This window comes from Cupriavidus respiraculi (assembly GCF_914271545.1).
GTDB classification, from domain to species: Bacteria; Pseudomonadota; Gammaproteobacteria; order Burkholderiales; family Burkholderiaceae; genus Cupriavidus; species Cupriavidus respiraculi.
In genome coordinates this window covers 1,158,384-1,178,625 of record NZ_CAJZAH010000002.1, presented here as the reverse complement: position 1 = coordinate 1,178,625, position 20,242 = coordinate 1,158,384, and the positions used below count along the sequence as shown (strand labels likewise).

Genomic DNA, 20,242 nt, shown 5'->3' with positions numbered 1-20,242 from the left:
GATGAAACGTCAAGCAGTCAGCTTCTTCTCCACGGCTTTGTCCTCGCTCGGCGCGCTGCGCGTCCTGGGCATCCCGCAGGGTTTCCTGTTGTTCGCCCTGCTGGGCGGCGCGGCCGTGCCCGCCGCGGCGCAGTTGAAGGCCCCCAACGCGCCGCGCGCCACCGGCATCTTCGTGCCGCAGGCCGGCGGCTCGGCGGCGTCGCCGAGCCAGCCGCAGTTGCGCGATCCGCAGGGTAGCGGTGGGGGCAGCGGCCGTTCGCAGCTGGTGGACGAGGTCGTGGCCATCGTCAACAGCAGCGTGATCACCCGGCGCGAGCTGCTGGACCGCGCCGACGAGATCGAAGGCCAGCTGCGCGCGGCCAATCGCCCGGTGCCGGCCCGTGCGGAGCTGATGCCGGAGGTGCTGGAGCGGCTGGTGATGGAACGGGTGCAGACCCAGGCCGCCCAGGAAGCCGGCATCCGGGTGAACGACCAGGAAGTGGACCGCGCCGTCGAATCCGTGGCGCAGCAGAACCGCGTCAGCGTCACCGAACTGCGCGCGCAGGTCGAGCGCAGCGGCATGACCTGGAACAAGTATCGCGACGAACTGCGCAAGCAGGTGCAGGTGATCCGGCTGCGCGAGCGCGAGGTCGATTCCAAGATCCAGGTGTTCGACGGCGAGATCGACAACTACCTGGCCGCGCGTGGCGCGGCCGGCGCGCCCGCCGCGGCCAGCGGCCCCGCGGAGTTCGAGGTCGCGCAGATCCTCGTGCGCGTGCCCGAGGATGCCTCCGATGCGCAGAAGACCGCGCTGCGCGGCAAGGCCCAGGAACTGCTGAAGCAGGCCCAGGGCGGTGCGGACTTCGCGCAGTTGGCCCAGACCGCCTCGGAAGGTCCGGAAGCGGCCAAGGGCGGCTCGCTCGGCTATCGCGAGATTGGGCGGCTGCCCGCGTTGTTCGCCAACGCGGTGGTCGACCTGCAGCCCGGCGCGGTGGTGCCGGAGGTGATCGAGAGCGCCAACGGCTTCCATGTGCTGAAGCTGGTCGGCAAGCGCACCGGTGGCGCCGCCGCGACGCAGGCGGCTGCCGCAAGCCGCATCACCCAGACGCAGGTCCGTCATATCCTGATCCGCACCGGCCCGAACATGCCGGAGGCCGAGGCGCGCCGGCAGTTGTCCACGCTGCGCGACCGCATCACCCATGGCAGCGACTTCGCCGATGCGGCGCGCCGCTTCTCGCAGGACGGCTCCGCGCAGAACGGCGGCGAACTCGGCTGGGTGTCGCCCGGCGAACTGGTGCCCGAGTTCGAGCAGGCCATGAACCGCATGCGCCCGGGCGAGGTGTCCGAACCGGTGGTGACGCCGTTCGGCGTGCATCTGATCAAGGTGGAGAACCGCCGCGAGGTCGAGGTATCGCCCGAGAAGCAGCGCGATTTCGCCCGCGCCGAAGTGCGCGAGCAAAAGCTGCGCGCCGCCTACGAGGACTGGATGCGCCAGCTGCGCCAGGCCGCGTATGTGGAATACCGCATGAACCGCCAGCGCTGAGCGCCGCCGCACCGAACGCCGAACCGCAATGACCGCACCGCTTGCCATCGCCATCACCACCGGTGAGCCAGCCGGCATCGGCCCCGAGATCTCGATCGCGGCCGTGCTCCAGCTGGCCGGCAGCAAGCCGCAGGCGCGCTTCCATGTGCTGGGGGACGCCCGCCTGCTGGCGCAGCGCGCCGAAGCGCTGGGTGTGAGCGAGGCCTGGCGGCATCTGCTCTCGGGCGGACACGCCGTGGTGGACGACATCGCGCTGGCCGTGCCGAGCGCGGCGGGGCATCTTGACGCCCGCAACGGTCCCTATGTGCTCTCGCTGCTCGACGCGGCCGTCGACGGACTGCGGGCGCCCCACGGCGAAGCGCCGCGCTACGCGGCAATGGTCACGGCGCCGGTCCAGAAGAGCACCATCAACGACGCCGGCGTGTCCTTCACCGGCCATACCGAATATCTTGCGGAGCGCGCCGCGGTGCCGCGCGTGGTGATGATGCTGGCCGGCCCGCAGCCGGCGCACGACAACGCGATGCTGCGCGTGGCGCTGGCCACCACGCATCTGCCGCTGCGCGCGGTACCCGATGCCGTCACCATTCCGCTGCTGCTCGAAACGCTGGACATCGTCGACCACGACCTGCGCCGCTATTTCGGCATCGCACGTCCGCGCATCCTGGTCACCGGCCTGAACCCGCACGCCGGGGAGAGCGGCCACCTTGGCCGGGAGGAAATCGAAGTCATCGCGCCAGCGCTGGAGCGCGCGCGCGAAGCCGGCATCGATGCGCGTGGACCCTATCCCGCCGACACGCTGTTCCAGCCGCGCCTGCTGCGCGATGCCGACTGCGTGCTGGCGATGTACCACGACCAGGGGCTCGGGCCCCTGAAATACGGCACCTTCGGCCACGGCGTCAATATCACGCTGGGGCTGCCCTTTATCCGCACATCGGTCGACCACGGTACCGCGCTCGATCTGGCAGGCACGGGCCGCGCCGGACATGGCAGCATGGTCGAGGCGATCCGCTGTGCCCTGGCGATGGCGGGGCACGCACAGGGGCACCGGCATGCGCCAGCCGGCGCGCCGGCCAGCCCCTGAGCGGACGCAGCCGCGCCACGCCACCAGAGACAATGATGCGTTCCAACGTGCACCAGGGCCATGTCGCCCGCAAACGATTCGGCCAGAACTTCCTGGTCGACGATGCCATCATCCACGGCATCGTCAATGCCGTGGATCCGCGGCCAGACGACGTGGTGGTCGAGATCGGGCCGGGCCTCGGCGCGATCACGCAGCCGCTGCTGGAGCGGCTCGAGCGCATGCACGTGGTCGAACTGGACCGCGATCTCGTGGCGCGCCTGCAGCGCCGCTATGGCGAACGGCTGCAGGTCCACGCGGGCGACGCGCTGGACTTCGACTTCGGTACGCTGAAGGAAGCCGGCAAGCCGCTGCGGATCGTGGGCAACCTGCCGTACAACATCTCCAGCCCGCTGCTGTTCCACCTGGTCGACTTCGCCGACCACGTGCGCGACCAGCATTTCATGCTGCAGAAGGAAGTGGTCGAACGCATGGTGGCCGAGCCCGGCAGCAAGGCGTTCGGCCGGCTGTCGATCATGCTGCAGGTGCGCTATCACATGGAACACGTGCTGGACGTGCCCCCGGGATCCTTCAACCCGCCGCCGAAAGTCGATTCGGCCGTGGTTCGCATGATTCCGTGGCCGCGCCATGAGGATGGCCGGCTGCGCTCGCCCTATGTGGACTGCGACATGACGGTGCTGGGCGACCTGGTCGCGGCGGCGTTCTCGCAGCGGCGCAAGGTCCTGCGCAATACGCTGAGCATGCTGCGCGACCATGTCGACTTCGATGCCATCGGCTTCGACCTGGGCCGCCGCGCCGAGGAAGTGCCGGTGGCGGAGTATGTGGAACTGGCGAGCCGGCTCGGCACGAACTGAGCGGCTTCGTCGGGCCTAGCTGCCGCGCGCCGCGCGGGCGCCGCCCGGCAGATTGACCAGCACGATCCCGGCGAGCACGAGCCCCGCAGCGACGGCAAAGCGCAGGCCCACCGCATCGTGCATCAGCAGCACGCCGAAGGCCACGCCGAACAGCGGCGTGAGAAAGGAAAACACCGACAGGCGCGCGGCCAGATAGCGCCGCAGCAGCCAGAACCACGTCAGGTAGCTGGCGAACGCGATCAGCACCGACTGGTAGAACAGGCTTGCCAGCACCAAGCGGGCATCGTCGCCGCTCAGCGCCAGATCGGGCCGCTGTCCCGCGGCCATCGCCATCCCCATCAGCATCAATCCCGACACCCCGAGCTGGTACAGCAGCGTCTTGCTGGGCGGCGCGCCGGACAGCGGCGTGGCCCGCACCACCACCGTGGTGGCCGCCCACAGCGCCCCCGCCACGATGCCGAGCAGATCGCCTAGCAGCGTGCCGCCCTGCGTGCCGGGCGCGGCGATGCCATCGGCGAACGCCAGCGCCATGCCGCAGAAGGCCACCACGATGCCGAGCCACTGGGCGGCGTGCAGGCGTTCGCCGCGCACGGCGAAATGCAGGCCCAGCGCGGTGAAGATCGGCGCGGTGTAGAGAAACACGGCCATGCGCGAGGCCGTGGTGTGCGCCAGGCCGACGAAGATGCAGTAGAACTCCGCGCCGAACAGCAGCCCTGCCAGCAGACCCGCGCGCAGCGTGCCGTCGCGCTGCCACAGCGGCGTACCGCGCCACGCCGCGAAGGCGAAGACCAGCACCGCCGCGATGGCCGATCGCAGGCCCGCCTGCAGCACCGCGCCCATCAGCGGCGTGGTGGCCTTGATGACCACCTGCTGCAGGCCCCAGCCGGCGCACAGCAGCACCATCAGCCCGATCGCCAGTGCGTCCGGGGCGCGGCGGCTCGCCGCGGGCGCGGCCATGGTCATGGACGGCTGGCGTCGCGGGTGGAATGGCGCTCGATCAACTCGATCTTGTAACCGTCCGGGTCTTCGACGAAGGCGATGACGGTGGTGCCGCCCTTGACCGGCCCCGCTTCGCGGGTCACCTTGCCGCCGGCCGCGCGGATGCGCTCGCACGCCGCCGCGGCGTCGTCCGTCTCCAGCGCGATATGGCCGTAGGCCGTGCCCAGATCGTACTTGTCCACGCCGTAGTTGTAGGTCAACTCGAGCACCGCGGTTTCGCTCTCGGGCCCGTAGCCGACGAAGGCGAGCCGGTACTTGTATTCGGGATTGTCGCTCTCGCGCAGCAGCTGCATGCCCAGGATGCGGGTGTAGAAATCGATGGAGCGCTGCATGTCGCCGACGCGCAGCATGGTGTGGAGAAGTCGCATGGGAGAAGTCCTTTTATGGTCGCAGACCGTGGCGCCGGAGCGCCCGGATAGCCATGGAGGCCAAGTCCGGCCGATCGGTACTGCATGTTTTCGTCGAGGGCGTTAGTTTAGTCGTGTTGAGCCGGCCTCGCATAAGGGCCAGACGATGCGCGGCAAGACAGCTTCGTGCGATTGCCGAAAACCGGCGACTGAATCGAAAGCGCTCCGACAGGGGCGCAGCGAAGATGCTGCCTCGGTCGCCGGGTCGACAGCATCTGGCGCCGCTAATGCGTTGCCGGACTGCGCCCGGGAAGCCATGTCAGCCACTTCCCTCCGGTTCACCGCGAAGTTCTTCGAAAGGATGTACCGTGCCCATCGCCCAACACTCCATCGGAGGCCACATCGCGGCATCCGTACCCGATCAGCCGCCGCTCCCTGAGCACGGAAAACATGGACCGGTCATCGTCGATCTTGACGAGGCGATCTTCGGCCTCAATGCGATGGCGCGCGAGGTGTTCGGCATCGCGCAGTCGGGAATCGGGCAGGCTGCCGCGCACTGGCAGGCCGAGGCGATGTCCATGGGCATGGACCCCATGGGGTGGATGAGCGCGTCGGCGTACGAAGCCAGCTGGTCGGCCATCGCCAGCACCATCGCGGTGTCGGCGGTTTCGCTGCCGTTCGCCGCGATGGCGATCAAGGGCGGCATCGACGAGATCCGGCATGGGCGTGCCGAGCGCGAACGGCTCAGGCTGGAGCAGGAGCATCTGATGGCCCGGCATGCGCGGGCGGCCGCTGAAGGAGGCATCGTGTACAGCGCCGGGGCGACGGCATCGCCGTGCGGTGGCGGCCGGAGCGATCGCCGGGGCCTGGAGCGCGCTCTCGCCCACAAGGATGCGGCAAGGCTGGCACGGACCGATGGCGAACTGCGCGCCGCCAATGCCCAGATCGGTATCGGCGCGGCCGCGGCCAGTTCGGGCACCCTGATGTCGATGAACGGGCTGTCGCAGCTGCTGCTACAGCCCATCCTCAAATGCTGTTCCAAGGGCATGTCGGTAGCCGCGTGGATCGCGCAGCATGCCGCCTGGTCCGCGATCGTATCCGTGTTCGGCACGATCGCGACCATGGTCCTCGCACCGCTGTCCGCGGTGTCCGCACTGTGCCTGGGATCTTCGTTCGTGCATCGCAGCAGGCTGCAGTGCCGCGAATTCCTCCGTGCCAAGGGCCTCTTCATGGCGGCCCTGTCCGACAGCGACGGCGCGGGCGGCAGGCCGGTTGCCAGGACCGCTTACGGTCGGTTTCTGACGACCAAGCTCGCCAAACGCACGACGTTCATGCTCAGGTTCCGCAACGGGAGCATTGGCTTCCTGTGCGGCGCCACCACCTACACCGGTGGTGTGCTGGCCAAGACCGCGTTAATTGGTGCGGCGCTGCTCGGCTTCGGCTTCGTCGCGACCAATCCGGTCATCCTGGTGGTGTTCACCATCGCCGTGATCATCGGGGCGATCGTGATGGCCGCCGGTTCGCTGAACTTCATCCTGAACCTCGGCCGGGCCAAGCGTCACGAAAGCTATATGGCGGTGCGGCATCCGCAGCTGGACCGCTCGCTGTCCGACGCGCTGGATTCGCTGAGCGCCACCGTGGGCAACGGTCGCCCTTTGCGCAACCGGTGGGGCTTTCGCATGCGAGCATCCCTCTATCGCCGGCTGGTGATGCAGGAATCGGTTCTCCAGGGTATCGTTGGCCGCGCCGCCGGAGTTTGCGGCAAACACCACGCCTGGACCGACCGCTCCGGTCGGCACCGCTATCGCGATCATGCGTCGTCGTCGACGGCGCGGGCACGCGGCAAGGACGTCATCGCCGCGACTGGAGCGGCGGGTCTTTTCCTGCGCGAACTGTTCGCTGGCAATGGGCCGGGTCGCGCATGGCGCGCCGCGCAGACCCACTTTGCCACCAGGCGCAACTCGCTCGACGCGAAAACGCTGGCGATCGAGCTCGCGTCGGAGCCTGCCGTGCTGCAGGAGCGGCTATGCGCCCTCGCCAGAATCCAGTGCTCGGTGGTGCGAGCGCGCATACAGGCCCGTCTTCGCATCGGGTTGCGGGGCGATGAGTTACCGGCCGGGCCATGGAAAACGTGGTTTGCGGAGCAGGGCGACCGCCTAAGGAGCGACATGCAGTTGGTCGCGAAACTGATGGACTTCATTCAGTTCGACCAGGCGCGACGTGCGGCTGGCCCCGATGCGGTGGCGCCGGTTCGTGTGGACAAGACACTGATTGCGCGCTTTCTCGAGCTGCAACAGGAGATGGGTCTGTGCACGCGCTCCACGAAGGCTGGCGCCAAGCCGAATTCAGCCACGCAGTACGCCGAACTGGCGGACTATCTGCTCCACCAGGCCCCTCAGGCCTTCGCCATGCTGCGTGGCAGCTTGCTCGCGTGCGAGCTGGATGCCGCCCGCGCCAGCGCCATGCCGAGCGACCCGGACGGCGCATCCACTCAGTAGGTAGGCAGCACCTCGGGCGGGTGCGCCTTGAGCGCGGCGCGGGCATCGCGGAATTCCGGAAAGATGGACTCCACGGCCTCCCAGAATCGCGGGCCGTGGTTCATTTCCTTCAGATGCGCCAGTTCGTGCGCGGCGACGTAGTCGATGACCGTCAGCGGGAAATGCAGCAGGCGCCAGTTCAGGCGAATTTTGCCGTCGGCGGTGCAGCTGCCCCAGCGGGTGGTGGCCGAGGTCAGCGCAAAACCGGTATGGCGCACGCCCAGCTTGGCCGCATAGACATCGAGCCGCTCGGCCAGCAGGCGGCGGGCCTGATGCTGAAGCCAGCCCTGCACGCGGTCCTTGATCTGCTGTTCGTCCGCGTGCTCGGGCAGCGCCAGATGCAGCACCGCCGTGTCGGCGTCGAACTGCAGCGTGCCGGTGGGCGCCGCCAGTTGCAGCGTGATGGGCTTGCCCAGGAACGGCATCGTGGCGCCGTCGCGCCATTGCATGGTCGGCAACATCCGCCGCGCTTCACGGCTCTGCCATTCGCCCAGCTTGTTGAAGATCCAGCGCTGCTTTTCGACGATGCCGGCTTCGATGTCCGCCACGGTGACCCAGCGCGGCGCGGTGATGGACAGGCCCCGGTCGTCGATGGTGAAGCCGATGGAACGGCGCGCGGTGCGCTTGATCGTGTAGTGCAGCAGGCGTTCGCCGACCCAGAGCTTGCGCGCATTCGGCTGCGGTCTGGGCCAGGCGTCGGCCTCGGGCACCTGCGTGGTCGGGTGGGCCCCGCCGGTGTTCAGCAGCGGCAGCTCCATCTGCTGTCCCGGGGGAGGCGATGCGCCGTGCAACGTCATGCGCGCGATCCCGGGCGGTAGCTCGCGGCGTCGATGCGGCGCATGTCCTGCTCGATCCAGCGCGCGACTTCGATGTTGAGCTGGTCCGCCGTCTTGTTGGCGGAGGGGATGGGCGCGCCGATCGACACCGTGATGACGCCCGGGTACTTCAGGAACGAATTGCGCGGCCACAGGCGGCCCGAATTCAACGCGATGGGCACGACGGTGGCGCCGGTTTCCACGGCCAGGCGCGCGCCGCCGCTCTTGTAGCGCGGCGCTTCCAGTCCCGACGGTGTGCGCGTGCCCTCGGGAAACATGATGATCCAGGCGCCTTCGGCCAGGCGCTCGCGGCCCTGGCGCACCGCGGAGGCAAAGGCGCGGCTGCCTTCCTTGCGATTGATATGGACCATCTTGAGCATGCCCAGCGCCCAGCCGAAGAAGGGCACCAGCAACAGCTCGCGCTTGAACACGAAGCACAGTGGCTTGGGCATGGTCGCCACCAGGGCGATGGTTTCCCATGCGGACTGGTGCTTGGACAGCAGGACCACCGGCTTGTCGAGCAGCGCGTCGAAGTGCTCGCGGCCTTCGAAGCGATACGAGATGCCGCAGATCAGCCGGCCCGCGGCGATGACCGTCTTGGGCCAGCCCTGCACGAACCGGTAGCGCCGGTTGGCATTCATGAACGGGAAGGCGATAAAGCACGCGCACGCATAGGGCGGCGTCCACAGCAGCATGAACAGCGCGAACAGCAGGGAGCGGAGAAAGATCATCGAGCGGGGTAGTCGGTTCAGGAGGCGGCCGTGCCCGGCGCGCGGTCGCCGCGGGTCAGCCAGCGGGCGAAGGCGCGCAGGTCGTCGTGCACCCGCGTGCCGGCGGGCAGGCCGCCCTTCTGCAGCGTGCGCGTGCCCTTGCCGGTCAGGACCAGGTGGGGGCTGCAACCGAGGGCTACGCCGGCTTCGAGGTCGCGCAGGGAGTCGCCGACGATGGGCACGTCCTTCAGTTCGATGCCGAAGCGCTCCGAGGCCTGCTCCAGCAGACCGGACTTGGGCTTGCGGCAGTCGCAGCCGTCGGCCGCGGTATGCGGGCAGAAGAAGATGGCGTCCACGCGGCCGCCCAGGTTCGCCAGCGCCTTGTACATCTTCTCGTGCATGGCGTTGAGCGCGCTCATCTCGAACAGGCCCCGTCCAATGCCGGACTGGTTGCTGGCCACCACCACCCGATAGCCGGCCTGGTTCAGGCTCGCGATGGCTTCGAGGCTCCCGGCGATGGGAATCCATTCGTCCGGCGTCTTGATGAAATGATCGCTGTCGAGGTTGATGACCCCGTCGCGATCGAGGATGACGAATTTGGGCGGCGTCTGCGGCATGGTACTGGTCGGTCGAGTCGGTGGGGTCGGCGCGGCGGTGGGGGCGGTGCGATCGAGCCGCGCCGTCAGGCGGCGAGCTTCGAGATATCGGCCACCCGGTTGGCCAGCGCATGCAGGGACGACAGCAGGGCGAGCCGGTTGGCGCGCAGCGCCGCGTCGTCTGCCATCACCATCACGCCATCGAAGAAGCGGTCGACCGCCTCGCGCAGCTGCGCCAGATCGCGCAGGGCGCCGGTGAAGTCGCCACCGGCGAATGCCGCCTCGACACCCGGTCGCACGCGTTCGATGGCGGCGTGCAGGGCGCTTTCGGCGTCTTCCTGGAATAGTGCTGGCGCGACCGGACCGATGGCTTCCGTATTCTTGCGCAGGATGTTGGTGATGCGCTTGTTGGCGGCGGCGAGCGCGGCCGCCTCGGGCAGCGCCGCAAAGGTGCGCACCGCCTCCATGCGGCCCATGATGTCGTCCAGGCGCTGCGGACGCAGGCTTACCACGGCCTCGACTTCGTTCGTCGTGTAGCCCTTGTCCTTCAGGTAGCCGCGCACGCGGTCGTACAGGAATTCGGTGATCTCGGCGCGTGCCGGCTTGACCGCCGGCACGCCGGCGAAGGCGCGCTCGGTCAGCGCGAGCAGGTCGTCGATGGACAGCGGCAGCGGCGTCTCGATCAGCATGCGCAGGATGCCCAGCGCGTGGCGGCGCAGCGCGAACGGGTCCTTCTCGCCGGTCGGCTGCAGGCCGATGCCCCAGATGCCGACCAGCGTCTCGAGCTTGTCGGCGAGCGCAACGGCCAGGCTTACCGTATTGCCCGGCAGCGCGTCGCCGGCAAAGCGCGGGCGATAGTGCTCGGAGCACGCCAGCGCCACGTCTTCAGCCTCGTCGTCGTTGCGGGCATAGTAGGTGCCCATGGTGCCCTGCAGCTCGGGGAACTCGCCGACCATGTCGGTCAGCAAATCGGCCTTGGCCAGTTCGGCCCCCCGCATGGCGGCGGCCTTGTCCACCGCCATGCCGGCGCCGGCAAGCGCGTCCGCGATATGGCCGGCGATCTGCTGCAGGCGCTGCACGCGATCGAGCTGCGTGCCGATCTTGTTGTGATAGACCACGTTGGCCAGCTGCGGCACGCGCGAGGCAAGAGTCTTCTTGCGATCCTGGTCGAAGAAGAACTTGGCGTCTGCCAGGCGCGGGCGCACCACGCGCTCGTTGCCGCTGACGATCGATTCCGGTGTGTCGGTGGCGAGGTTCGAGACGATCAGGAAGCGGTTGCGCAGGTTGCCGGCATCGTCGGTCAGCGCGAAATACTTCTGGTTCGTCTGCATCGTCAGGATCAGGCATTCCTGCGGCACCGCGAGGAAGGTTTCCTCGAAATGGCAGGGGTACACCACCGGCCATTCGACCAACGAGTTGACTTCGTCGAGCAGCGCATCCGGCATGATCACGCGGTCGGCGCCCGCGGCGCGCAGCAGATCCTCGCGAATGCGCTCGCGGCGCTGCGCATAGCTGGCGAGCACCTTGCCCGCGCTCTCGAGCACGGCGGCGTACTGCGTGGCATGCGGAACCGCGATCTCGCCCTGGGACAGGAAGCGATGGCCGATGGTGGTGTTGCCGGCGGCCAGGCCCAGCGCGGTGACCGGCACCACGTCGGCGCCGTGCAGGGCGATCAGGCGGTGGGCCGGTCGCACGAAGTTGACGGTGGTGCCGTCCGGTCGCTGGTAGCTCATCACCTTGGGGATCGGCAGCCTGGCGATGGTGTCGTCCAGCGCCGCCTGCAGTCCCGCGGTGAGTTCGGCGCCGCGCGCGGTATAGCGGAAGAAGAAGGCCTCGGCCTTGCCGTCCGAGGCGCGCTCCAGGCTCTGCCAGTCGATCGATTCGACACCCACCGTGCGGGCCAGCGCGGCCAGCTTCTTGGCCAGCGGCGCGGTCGGCTCGCCGTTGGCGTCCAGCGCCACCGACAGCGGCAGCACCTTCTCGCGCAGTTCGCGATCCGGGGCGTTGCGGCGCACGCCGGAGACCAGCGCGGCGAGCCGGCGCGGCGTGGCGAACGGCGTCACCGTGGCGCCGTCGTCGACCAGGCCGCGCTCCGACAGGCCCGCAAACAGGCCCTGGGCAAAGGCGTCGCCCAGGCGGGCCAGCGCCTTCGGCGGCAGTTCTTCGGTGAACAGTTCGATCAGCAGCGAGTCGGTCAAGGCTTGGGACATGAATCGGATCCAGCGGGTTGTGGCGCGCGCCGCTCGGGGCGCGCAGCCGGAATAGGGTTCAACGAGGTGCAACGCGATGGGGCGGGGGTGCCGTCGTCGGGCTCCCCGCGGCCGTCAGCAGCGCGGCTCCACGCCGGACAACAGCCATACGCCGTGCTGTTGCCGGAACTGCAAGGTCGTCGCCTGGCACGCGCCCTGCGACGACTGGCTGGCCAACCGCGTGTTGGCCGCGGAAAAACGCGCGTCCAGACGCCGCTGGTGGCGGTCGTAACGGATTTCGTCGATGCGTCCGCCGACCCAGAACTCGATACGGGGCGGCAGCTGCGCCGCGGAATGGTAGGTGCGCACGAGGCGCCGCTGCCTGCCGTTGCGCGTCACCGTCTCGGTCCACGTCAGCGGATAGCGGATCGCGCTTTCATAGGCGCGCAGCGGCACGCGGCGCCAGCCCAGGTCCCTGGACCCGGACAGATCGCACGAGAACGTGCGCACCAGCTGCGTCCACTGGTCGATGGCGTTGGTCACCGGCTGCAGATGGCGCGTGATGGCCTGCTGCAACTGCAGCGGATCGGCCTCGCAGACGTTGGACAGCTCCGCCGGCAGGTACAGCGCCTGCGGATCGACGCCCGAGCGCACGTTGGCGTGCGCCGCGCTCGCCGTGGCGGCCGCCACGGCGCAGCACAGGGCGCAGCGCGCGAGGGCGTTCATGCGCCGGCCTCGCGGTTGCACATCGGAAAGCCCAGCGCCTCGCGCGAGTCGTAGTAGGCCTGGGCGACCAGGCGCGACAGATTGCGGATGCGGCCGATATACGCGGCGCGTTCCGTCACCGAGATGGCGCCGCGTGCGTCCAGCATGTTGAAGGTATGCGCCGCCTTCAGGACCTGCTCGTAGGCCGGCAGCGCCAGCCGCGTGGCCTCGGTGCCCTCGGGGGCGTCCACGCCCATCAGGCGCTTGGCCTCGCCCTCGTGCTCGGCGAAATGGCGGAACAGGATTTCCGTATTGCTGTGCTCGAAGTTGTAGGTCGACTGCTCGACTTCGTTCTGGTGATAGACGTCGCCGTAGGTGAGGCGGCGGGTCTGGCCGTTTTCCTGCCATTCCGTCCAGACCAGGTCGTAGACGTTCTCGACCTTCTGCAGATACATCGCCAACCGCTCGATGCCATAGGTGATCTCGCCCGTGATCGGCTTGCAATCGATGCCGCCCACCTGCTGGAAGTAAGTGAACTGTGTCACTTCCATGCCGTTGAGCCAGACCTCCCAGCCCAGGCCCCAGGCGCCCAGGGTCGGGTTTTCCCAGTCGTCCTCGACGAAGCGGATGTCGTTCTGCTTCAAATCGAGTCCCAGTGCCTCCAGCGAACCCAGATAGAGCTCCAGGATGTTTTCCGGCGCGGGCTTGAGCACCACCTGATACTGGTAGTAGTGCTGGAGCCGGTTGGGATTCTCGCCATAGCGGCCGTCCTTCGGGCGCCGCGAGGGCTGGACGTAGGCGGCGCGCCAGGGCTCCGGCCCGATGGCGCGCAGGAAGGTGTGCACGTGCGAGGTGCCGGCCCCGACCTCCAGATCGATGGGTTGCAAGAGCGCGCAGCCCTGCCGGTCCCAATAGGACTGCAGGGTAAGGATCATTTGTTGGAAGGTCAGCATGGGCGAATACGGATGAGGGGCGGCGGCGGGCTCGGCGGCAACTGCCCTCCGCGACCAGCCAGAATTTTGCCAAACCCTGAATTCTATCGGGTTTTTCCGGCGCGCCCGTCCGTGGAAGGCCGGACCGCACGGGACGCCGGCGCCGCCGGGCCGGGCCCGGGACGGCCGCGATGTGTGGGCCGGCGGCAACGACCTCGGGAAAATCCCGATCCGGGTTCAAGCTGCGGCGGATGCGTGCCGATAGCGTTTTGTATACAGTCAATCAGACCGGGCGACAGGGTCGCCGCCCGGATACAACCATTTCCACGGGTCTTCGTTTTCTTTTGGGGTACACGGCCATGTCGATGCTCTCGCGCAAACCTTATCTCGTTGCACTGGCCGTGATGGCCGCCGCTGCCGCCGTGTCCGTCGCGGCCGGGATCGCGGGCTAGGCTTCCGGCTAAGTCAGGCCGAATCCGTCAGGCCGGGGCGACGCCATCCGGCCACGCCGATCAGCGCCAGGCACGCCAGCAGTACCGGCAGATTGCCCCAGCGGACGTAGGGCGTCAGCCCCTGCGTGCCCCGCACCTGCGCGCTGAGCGTGCCGTTGGTGAAGGTCGCGAGCCGCGCCTGCACGGCGCCGTCGGGCGCGACCACCGCGGTCATCCCCGTATTGGTGGCGCGCAGCATCGGGCGGCGCGTCTCCAGCGCGCGCATGCGGGAGATCTGCAGGTGCTGGTCCAGCGCAATGGTGTCGCCGAACCAGGCCAGGTTCGTCACATTGGCCAGGATATTGGCCGGCTGCGGCTGGTTACGCAGCGTGCGGGCGATTTCCTCGCCGAACAGATCCTCGTAGCAGATATTGGGCGCCACGGTGATGTCGCGCACCGGCAGCGGCGGCTGCGCCAGCCCGCCGCGGCGGAAGTCGCCCAGCGGCATCTTCATCATGTCGACGAACCAGCGGAAGCCCAGCGGAATGAACTCGCCGAAGGGCACCAGGTGGTGCTTGTCGTAACGATAGAGTCCCGCGAAGCCCGGCCCGATGCCAAAGACGCTGTTGGTGTAGTCCACGGGCGAATCCATCCCCGCCGCGCCGAACAGCACGGCGGTGCCCGTGCCGGTACTGAATTCGCGCAGGGCCGCGGCGGTCTCCGCCGGCAGATCCTGCAGGACCACCGGGAACGCCGTCTCCGGCGTCACCACCAGGTCCGCGCGCTCGGCGGTGATCATGCCGCGATACAGCGCGATCGACCGATCGATGCCCACCTGTTCGAACTTGATGTCCTGCGCTACGTTGCCTTGCAGCAACCGCACGGAAACCGGCTCGCCGACCGGCTCGGTCCACCGCAGCGGCGCCAGCGCCAGCCCGCCGAGCGGCACCGCGATGGCCAGTCCGAGAGCGACCATGCCGGCGCGTGTTGCGGGGCGCTGGGCATCCGGCTCTGCGCGCCGGCCCAGTGCCCGTACCGCCACGACGAGCAGCGCGGCGATGGCTGCGGCCAGCACGCCGATGCCGTAGACCCCGATCAGCGGCGCGAAGCCGGCCAGCGGGCCGTCGGTGTGCGCATAGCCGCCCGACAGCCACGGAAACCCGGTGAAGACCACGCCGCGCAGCCATTCCGTCACGCCCCACGCAGCGCCGAAGGCGAGCGCGCCCAGCAGCGGCGCGTCGGGCCGGCGGGCGCGGGTCCAGCGCCAGAGGCCCGCGGCCAATGCGGGATAGAGTGACAGATAGGCGGAAAACAGCAGCACGGCCAGCGCGGCCATCCATGCCGGCATGCCGCCGTAGACGTGCATGCTGATATAGAGCCACCAGATGCCGGAGACGAACCAGCCCATGCCGAAGGCGTAGCCCAGCGCAGCGGCGTCGCGCCGCCCGTGGCTGTCGGCCACGATGGCGGCGAGCCCCGCCAGGGACAGGATCTGCATCCACCACCAGTCGTGGGGCGCGAAGGCCTGGGTGTGGGCCACGCCGAGCACGCCGGCCAGCAGCAGCCGCGCCACCCGTGCGCCGAGCGTGCGGTCGCGTGCGGCGGTGTGCCCGGCGCTGGCCGGGGCCAGACCCTGCAAGGAGGGCTTCATGCGTGGGCCGCGGTGTCGACCGCGCTGTCCTGCGGTTCGCGGCGCACCAGCAGCAGATGGAGCTGGCGCGCGTCCGCGCGCAGCACTTCGAAGCGGATCGGGGGCAGCACGATGACCTCGCCGCGATGGGGCACATGGCCGACGTGGTTGGACAGCAGGCCGCCCACCGTATCGACGTCGTGGTCGGAGAACTGGGTGCCGAAGGCCTCGTTGAACTGCTCGATCTCGGTCAGGCCATGCACGCGCCAGGCCTGGTCGGGCAGCGGCACGATCTTGTCGTCGTCCTCGTCGAGGTCGAATTCGTCCTCGATATCGCCGACGATCTGCTCCAGCACGTCCTCGATCGTGACCAGCCCCGCCACGCCGCCGTATTCGTCGACGACGATGGCGATGTGATTGCGGTTATTGCGGAATTCGCGCAGCAGGATATTCAGCCGCTTGGATTCCGGAATGAACACCGCCGGGCGCAGCGTTTCCCGCAGGTCGAAGGTATCGTCCGTGTAGTAGCGCAGCAGGTCCTTGGCCAGCAGGATGCCGATGATGTTGTCGCGGCTGCCTTCGTAGACCGGAAAGCGCGAGTGCGCGGTCTGCTGCATATAGGGAATGAAGGCTTCGGGCGCATCCGCGATATTGATCGCGTCCATCTGGGCGCGGGGCACCATGATGTCGCGCGCGGTCAGCTCCGAGACCTGGAACACGCCTTCGATCATGGAGAGCGAGTCGGCGTCGATCAGGTTGCGCGCGTGGGCGTCCTGGAGCACTTCGAGCAATTCGGCCCGCGATTCGGGCTCGGGAGAGATCAGGTCCGTGAGTCGTTCTAGCAGCGACCGGGGTCGGTCGACCGCTTTCGAACTGGGGTAAGGGTCGTTCATGGCGCGGTTAGCGCGTGGTGGATACCGCAGGAAGGATACACTAATTGACCTGCCGTTCCGTGACGGGTTCGGCCGGGCGCAGCCGGCCAGCGCGCCGGCAAGCGGCGCCCGGTGCGCATGCCGGACCCTCGCTTCCCCGTTTCTCCCCGCGTCGTCCCTTTCCCCGCCATGCCGCTCAGTCCGCCGGCCGCACGCGATACGGGTCGGCGTAACCCAGCGCCTGCAGCGTCTCGGTCTCGATCGCTTCCATCTCTTCCGCTTCGGCGTCGTCCTCGTGCTCGTAGCCCTGCGCGTGCAGCGCGCCATGGACGATCAGGTGCGCATAGTGCGCTTCCAGCGGCTTGCCCTGTTCGCGGGCTTCGCGCTCGACCACCGGGCAGCACAGCACGATATCGGCGGCCACGGGATCGTCCTCTTGCTCGGCATAGGCAAAGGTCAGCACATTGGTCGGATAGTCCTTGCCGCGATAGCTGCGATTGAGCATGCGGCCTTCTTCCTCCCCGACGAAGCGCACGGTCAGCTCGGCATCGGCGAACAGCGCCGAGCGCAGCCAGGTCTCGATGCGGCCGCGCGCGGGCAGGCCCTTGCCGGCCTTGATCCCGTCGCCGTACTGGACGTCCAGTTCGAGCGCCGGGGGCGTGACCGGCGTGCCGGTGGTCGTCACCAGCGGCGTGGCGGTCACGGCGACCGACACGGCGTCGTGGCTGTCGGGGCGCATCAGCAGGCCGGCCCGTTGCCGCTCGTCGGTATGTTCGGCCAGCAGCGAGACCACGCCGTCTGCGGCCTGGGACAGGTCCACGGTCACGCTGCGGCCATCCGCCAGCTGCAGCCGCACGGCATGCGCCTGGGTCTTGCGGGCGCGCCCTTCGGCGTCGAACAGGATGAGGCTGGCGGAAGAGGGGGTGTTGCGGGTCAAGATCAGGCGTCCTTGTGCTGTGCGTGGTATTCGTCGTAAGCCTCGACGATGCGTGCCACCAGCGGATGGCGCACCACGTCGATGCTGGTGAAGCGGATGGCGGCTACACCGCGCACGTCGCGCAGCACGTGCTGCGCCTCGATCAGCCCGCTCTTCTGGCCGCGCGGCAGGTCGATCTGCGTGGTGTCGCCGGTGATGACGGCCTTGGAGCCGAAGCCGATGCGCGTGAGGAACATCTTCATCTGCTCCGGCGTGGTGTTCTGGGCCTCGTCCAGGATGATGAAGGCGTGGTTCAGCGTGCGCCCGCGCATGTAGGCGAGCGGGGCGATCTCGATCATCTGGCGCTCGAACATCTTCTGCGTGCGGTCGTAGCCGAGCAGGTCGTACAGCGCGTCGTACAGCGGCCGCAGATACGGATCGACCTTCTGCGCCAGGTCGCCGGGCAGGAAGCCCAGGCGCTCGCCGGCTTCCACCGCGGGCCGCGTCAGCACGATGCGCTTGACCGCGTCGCGCTCGAGCGCGTCGACGGCGCAGGCTACCGCCAGATAGGTCTTGCCCGTGCCGGCCGGCCCGATGCCCATGGTCAGGTCGTGCGACAGGATCTTGCGCAGGTAGTCGCGCTGCGCCACGGTACGACCATGCAGGCCGCTGCGGCGGGTGTGCAGCACCGGCGATTCATCGTCCTCGCCGCCGTCGTCGTCTGCCGCGCCTTCGGGCAGCGAGGCGCCGTGCGCGCTGAACTGGCGCGTCTCGACCAGGCCGAGCTGCACGTCGTCGATCGACAGCGGGGTCTGCGCCTGGTTGTAGAACCGCTCCAGCGCGGTGGCGGCGTCGCGGGCGTTGGCGCCGCGCACCGTCATCCGGTGGCCGCGGCGCTGGATGGTGACATCGAGCGCCTGTTCGACCTGGCGCAGGTTTTCGTCGAGCGGCCCGCACAGGTTCTGCAGGCGGTTGTTGTCGTCTTTCGGAGCGACGAATTCCGCGGAGGGCGTTTTCATCGAAGCGGTAGTCTCCAGTCGTCGGGGCGTGCGCCCCGCTTGGGTTTGCCGGCGTGGCTTCAAGCCAGTGCTCAGTCCTGGCCGCGCACGACGATGTCGCCGCGCAGCGAGTGCGGGAAGGCTTCCGTGATGGTGACATCGACCATCTGTCCGATCAGCCGGTCGCGGCCGGCCTGCGGCACGCCCGGCAGCGCGAAATTGACCACCCGATTGTTCTCGGTGCGGCCGTGCAGTTCCGTCGGGTCCTTGCGCGCCGGGCCTTCGACCAGGATACGCTGCACGCTGCCGACCATGCCGCGGCTGATCCGCTGCACGTTTTCCTCGATGGTCGCCTGCAGGCGCTGCAGTCGCGCGAGCTTGACCTCGTGCGGCGTGTCATCGTGCAGGTTGGCCGCCGGCGTGCCGGGGCGCGGGCTGAAGATGAAGGAGAACGACGTGTCGTAGCCGATCTCCTCGATCATGGCCATCAGCTTCTCGAAGTCCGCGTCGGTCTCGCCGGGAAAGCCCACGATGAAGTCCGAGGACATCGACATGCCGGGCCGGATCGCGCGCAGCTTGCGGATGATGCTCTTGTATTCGAGCACGCTGTAGCCGCGCTTCATCGCCATCAGGATGCGGTCGGAGGCATGCTGCACGGGCAGGTGCAGATGATTGACCAGCTTGGGCACGCGCGCGTAGGTCTCGATCAGGCGCGCGGTGAATTCCTTGGGATGGCTCGTGGTGTAGCGGATGCGCTCGATGCCGGGGATTTCCGCGACGTACTCGATCAGCAGCGCGAAGTCCGCGATCTCGCTGGTGCCGCCCATCGCGCCGCGATACGCGTTGACGTTCTGCCCGAGCAGCGTCACCTCGCGCACGCCCTGGTCGGCCAGGCCCGCGACCTCCGCCAGCACGTCCTCGAACGGACGCGAGACTTCCTCGCCCCGGGTATAGGGCACCACGCAGTAGCTGCAGTACTTCGAGCAGCCTTCCATGATGGAGACGAAGGCGCTGGGGCCTTCCACCCGGGCCGGCGGCAGATGATCGAACTTTTCGATCTCCGGGAACGAGATATCGACCTGCGAATGGCCGGTGCGGCGGCGGCGCGCGATCATGTCGGGCAGGCGGTGCAGCGTCTGCGGGCCGAACACCACGTCGACATACGGCGCCCGCGAGACGATCGCGGCGCCTTCCTGGCTTGCCACGCAGCCGCCCACGCCGATCACCAGGTCCGGCTTCAGGGCCTTGAGCGCCTTCATGCGTCCCAGTTCGGAGAACACCTTCTCCTGCGCCTTTTCGCGGACCGAGCAGGTGTTGAAGAGGATCACGTCCGCGTCCTCGACCTTGTCCGTCTTCTCCAGGCCTTCGCTGGCATGGAGCACGTCCACCATCTTGTCCGAGTCGTACTCGTTCATCTGGCAGCCGTAGGTCTTGATGAAGATCTTCTTGGGAGCGGGGGCCGTGCCGGCCGCGGCGTGGGTGTCGAGGGTGTCGTTCATGGTGCCGATCTCAGTGGTTGACCTGGGGGCATCAGGGTGCTTCAGGTACTGCGGGATGGATATGCAAGGGCCGGTGACGGCCCGATTGGTCGGTGGCGGCTACCGCGCCGGTGTCGCCTTCTGTTCCTGTTCGCTCAATACCCAGGCGGTCAGCAGTTGGCCGTACAGGTCGAGCTTGTAGCGGACCGCGAGCTTGCGCTGCGCCACCGCGACGGTGGAAAGCAGCTGATTGTCGGGCCCGAACAGGCGCAGCCCCGGCGCGACGCCGAACGGCTTGCCGTCCAGCATCGCGGTCTGGGGCGCCGCCGCCGTGGGGGTCGCCAGCACCAGCTCGGCGCGCGGCGCGTCGGCGGGGATGGCACGCACGGGCTGGGCCAGCGCGGTTGCGCCCCACAGCAGGGCGGCGGATATTGCCGCCGCCGACAGCGCGGTGGCGGCTAGCTTGGGCGGGCGCGCGGCGCGGCCAGCGGGCATGGCGTTCTCCAGCGGGGACAGGTGGCGGCAGGGCGCTATTCTACCCCGGGCGCGGCGCTGCGCCGGTGCCGTGCGGCATGCCGGAATACCGGGATCCTGCGGCTGTCTGTGCGCAAATGCCCGGGCTGTTACACTACG

The 20,242-nt window shown here is 68.5% G+C and carries 18 protein-coding genes; 4 read left to right on the top strand and 14 right to left on the bottom strand.

Annotation, left to right across the window (positions count from 1 at the left end; genetic code table 11):
* Position 1 precedes the first annotated feature (1 nt).
* From LDO27_RS13235 to rsmA, 3 genes are read left to right on the top strand one after another with little or no spacing between them, the layout of a single operon-like run.
* Positions 2-1,522, top strand: coding sequence for a peptidylprolyl isomerase (locus LDO27_RS13235; protein WP_224042555.1), 1,521 nt, complete (start codon positions 2-4; stop codon positions 1,520-1,522).
* 28 nt (positions 1,523-1,550) lie between these two features.
* On the top strand, positions 1,551-2,603 hold the full coding sequence (pdxA, locus tag LDO27_RS13230) for a 4-hydroxythreonine-4-phosphate dehydrogenase PdxA (RefSeq protein WP_224042171.1): 1,053 nt from the start codon (positions 1,551-1,553) through the stop codon (positions 2,601-2,603).
* 35 nt (positions 2,604-2,638) lie between these two features.
* On the top strand, positions 2,639-3,454 hold the full coding sequence (gene rsmA / locus LDO27_RS13225; protein ID WP_224042554.1) for a 16S rRNA (adenine(1518)-N(6)/adenine(1519)-N(6))-dimethyltransferase RsmA: 816 nt from the start codon (positions 2,639-2,641) through the stop codon (positions 3,452-3,454).
* Positions 3,455-3,469: 15 nt separating this feature from the next.
* Here the strand turns inward: rsmA and LDO27_RS13220 are convergent, their stop codons facing one another.
* Entirely contained in the window at positions 3,470-4,411 is a 942-nt protein-coding gene (locus LDO27_RS13220) for a DMT family transporter (protein ID WP_224042553.1), read from the bottom strand.
* 2 nt (positions 4,412-4,413) lie between these two features.
* Positions 4,414-4,821 carry a lactoylglutathione lyase gene (gene gloA / locus LDO27_RS13215; RefSeq protein WP_222201962.1) on the bottom strand — a complete coding sequence of 136 codons (408 nt, stop codon included), beginning with the start codon at positions 4,819-4,821 and terminating at the stop codon, positions 4,414-4,416.
* Between the two features lie 347 nt (positions 4,822-5,168).
* Here gloA and LDO27_RS13210 point away from each other — a divergent pair, with 347 nt between their 5' ends.
* A complete protein-coding gene (locus LDO27_RS13210; protein WP_224042170.1) occupies positions 5,169-7,298 on the top strand; it encodes a hypothetical protein in 2,130 nt (709 codons plus the stop codon).
* Here the strand turns inward: LDO27_RS13210 and LDO27_RS13205 are convergent.
* From LDO27_RS13205 to LDO27_RS13150, 12 genes are all read right to left on the bottom strand, one after another.
* Entirely contained in the window at positions 7,292-8,134 is an 843-nt protein-coding gene (locus tag LDO27_RS13205) for a M48 family metallopeptidase (RefSeq protein ID WP_377747190.1), read from the bottom strand. The two genes, LDO27_RS13210 and LDO27_RS13205, sit on opposite strands and share 7 nt — an antisense overlap.
* Positions 8,131-8,883: a lysophospholipid acyltransferase family protein gene (locus tag LDO27_RS13200; protein ID WP_224042169.1), complete on the bottom strand. Its 753-nt coding sequence runs from the start codon at positions 8,881-8,883 to the stop codon at positions 8,131-8,133. Before LDO27_RS13200 ends, LDO27_RS13205 begins: the two co-directional genes overlap by 4 nt.
* Before the next feature lie 17 nt (positions 8,884-8,900).
* The gene (gene gmhB, locus LDO27_RS13195) at positions 8,901-9,479 is read right to left on the bottom strand and encodes a D-glycero-beta-D-manno-heptose 1,7-bisphosphate 7-phosphatase (protein ID WP_222201954.1); all 579 of its coding nucleotides are present in this window, start codon (positions 9,477-9,479) and stop codon (positions 8,901-8,903) included.
* Positions 9,480-9,544: 65 nt separating this feature from the next.
* Positions 9,545-11,668 carry a glycine--tRNA ligase subunit beta gene (gene glyS, locus LDO27_RS13190; RefSeq protein ID WP_222201952.1) on the bottom strand — a complete coding sequence of 708 codons (2,124 nt, stop codon included), beginning with the start codon at positions 11,666-11,668 and terminating at the stop codon, positions 9,545-9,547.
* Positions 11,669-11,782: 114 nt separating this feature from the next.
* On the bottom strand, positions 11,783-12,373 hold the full coding sequence (locus LDO27_RS13185; protein ID WP_224042168.1) for a hypothetical protein: 591 nt from the start codon (positions 12,371-12,373) through the stop codon (positions 11,783-11,785).
* Positions 12,370-13,305: a glycine--tRNA ligase subunit alpha gene (gene glyQ, locus LDO27_RS13180; RefSeq protein ID WP_222201949.1), complete on the bottom strand. Its 936-nt coding sequence runs from the start codon at positions 13,303-13,305 to the stop codon at positions 12,370-12,372. The genes LDO27_RS13185 and glyQ overlap by 4 nt, the downstream gene beginning before the upstream one ends.
* Positions 13,306-13,749: 444 nt before the next feature.
* Positions 13,750-15,366 carry an apolipoprotein N-acyltransferase gene (gene lnt, locus LDO27_RS13175; RefSeq protein WP_224042167.1) on the bottom strand — a complete coding sequence of 539 codons (1,617 nt, stop codon included), beginning with the start codon at positions 15,364-15,366 and terminating at the stop codon, positions 13,750-13,752.
* Positions 15,363-16,238, bottom strand: coding sequence for an HlyC/CorC family transporter (locus tag LDO27_RS13170; RefSeq protein WP_224042165.1), 876 nt, complete (start codon positions 16,236-16,238; stop codon positions 15,363-15,365). The genes lnt and LDO27_RS13170 overlap by 4 nt, the downstream gene beginning before the upstream one ends.
* Before the next feature lie 175 nt (positions 16,239-16,413).
* Positions 16,414-17,154, bottom strand: coding sequence for an rRNA maturation RNase YbeY (gene ybeY, locus LDO27_RS13165; RefSeq protein WP_224042163.1), 741 nt, complete (start codon positions 17,152-17,154; stop codon positions 16,414-16,416).
* Positions 17,155-17,156: 2 nt separating this feature from the next.
* On the bottom strand, positions 17,157-18,152 hold the full coding sequence (locus LDO27_RS13160) for a PhoH family protein (protein WP_222201941.1): 996 nt from the start codon (positions 18,150-18,152) through the stop codon (positions 17,157-17,159).
* A gap of 71 nt (positions 18,153-18,223) precedes the next feature.
* A complete protein-coding gene (miaB, locus tag LDO27_RS13155) occupies positions 18,224-19,630 on the bottom strand; it encodes a tRNA (N6-isopentenyl adenosine(37)-C2)-methylthiotransferase MiaB (RefSeq protein WP_224042162.1) in 1,407 nt (468 codons plus the stop codon).
* Between the two features lie 99 nt (positions 19,631-19,729).
* The gene (locus tag LDO27_RS13150; protein ID WP_222201936.1) at positions 19,730-20,104 is read right to left on the bottom strand and encodes a hypothetical protein; all 375 of its coding nucleotides are present in this window, start codon (positions 20,102-20,104) and stop codon (positions 19,730-19,732) included.
* Positions 20,105-20,242 lie beyond the last annotated feature (138 nt).

Bases quoted from the DNA above. Each gene is read 5' to 3' on its own strand.
- LDO27_RS13235 (WP_224042555.1), top strand. From the start codon at position 2: ATGAAACGTCAAGCAGTCAGCTTCTTCTCCACGGCTTTGTCCTCGCTC.
- pdxA (WP_224042171.1), top strand. From the start codon at position 1,551: ATGACCGCACCGCTTGCCATCGCCATCACCACCGGTGAGCCAGCCGGC.
- rsmA (WP_224042554.1), top strand. From the start codon at position 2,639: ATGCGTTCCAACGTGCACCAGGGCCATGTCGCCCGCAAACGATTCGGC.
- LDO27_RS13220 (WP_224042553.1), bottom strand. From the start codon at position 4,411: ATGGCCGCGCCCGCGGCGAGCCGCCGCGCCCCGGACGCACTGGCGATC.
- gloA (WP_222201962.1), bottom strand. From the start codon at position 4,821: ATGCGACTTCTCCACACCATGCTGCGCGTCGGCGACATGCAGCGCTCC.
- LDO27_RS13205 (WP_377747190.1), bottom strand. From the start codon at position 8,134: ATGACGTTGCACGGCGCATCGCCTCCCCCGGGACAGCAGATGGAGCTG.
- LDO27_RS13200 (WP_224042169.1), bottom strand. From the start codon at position 8,883: ATGATCTTTCTCCGCTCCCTGCTGTTCGCGCTGTTCATGCTGCTGTGG.
- gmhB (WP_222201954.1), bottom strand. From the start codon at position 9,479: ATGCCGCAGACGCCGCCCAAATTCGTCATCCTCGATCGCGACGGGGTC.
- glyS (WP_222201952.1), bottom strand. From the start codon at position 11,668: ATGTCCCAAGCCTTGACCGACTCGCTGCTGATCGAACTGTTCACCGAA.
- LDO27_RS13185 (WP_224042168.1), bottom strand. From the start codon at position 12,373: ATGAACGCCCTCGCGCGCTGCGCCCTGTGCTGCGCCGTGGCGGCCGCC.
- glyQ (WP_222201949.1), bottom strand. From the start codon at position 13,305: ATGCTGACCTTCCAACAAATGATCCTTACCCTGCAGTCCTATTGGGAC.
- lnt (WP_224042167.1), bottom strand. From the start codon at position 15,366: ATGAAGCCCTCCTTGCAGGGTCTGGCCCCGGCCAGCGCCGGGCACACC.
- LDO27_RS13170 (WP_224042165.1), bottom strand. From the start codon at position 16,238: ATGAACGACCCTTACCCCAGTTCGAAAGCGGTCGACCGACCCCGGTCG.
- LDO27_RS13160 (WP_222201941.1), bottom strand. From the start codon at position 18,152: ATGAAAACGCCCTCCGCGGAATTCGTCGCTCCGAAAGACGACAACAAC.
- miaB (WP_224042162.1), bottom strand. From the start codon at position 19,630: ATGAACGACACCCTCGACACCCACGCCGCGGCCGGCACGGCCCCCGCT.
- LDO27_RS13150 (WP_222201936.1), bottom strand. From the start codon at position 20,104: ATGCCCGCTGGCCGCGCCGCGCGCCCGCCCAAGCTAGCCGCCACCGCG.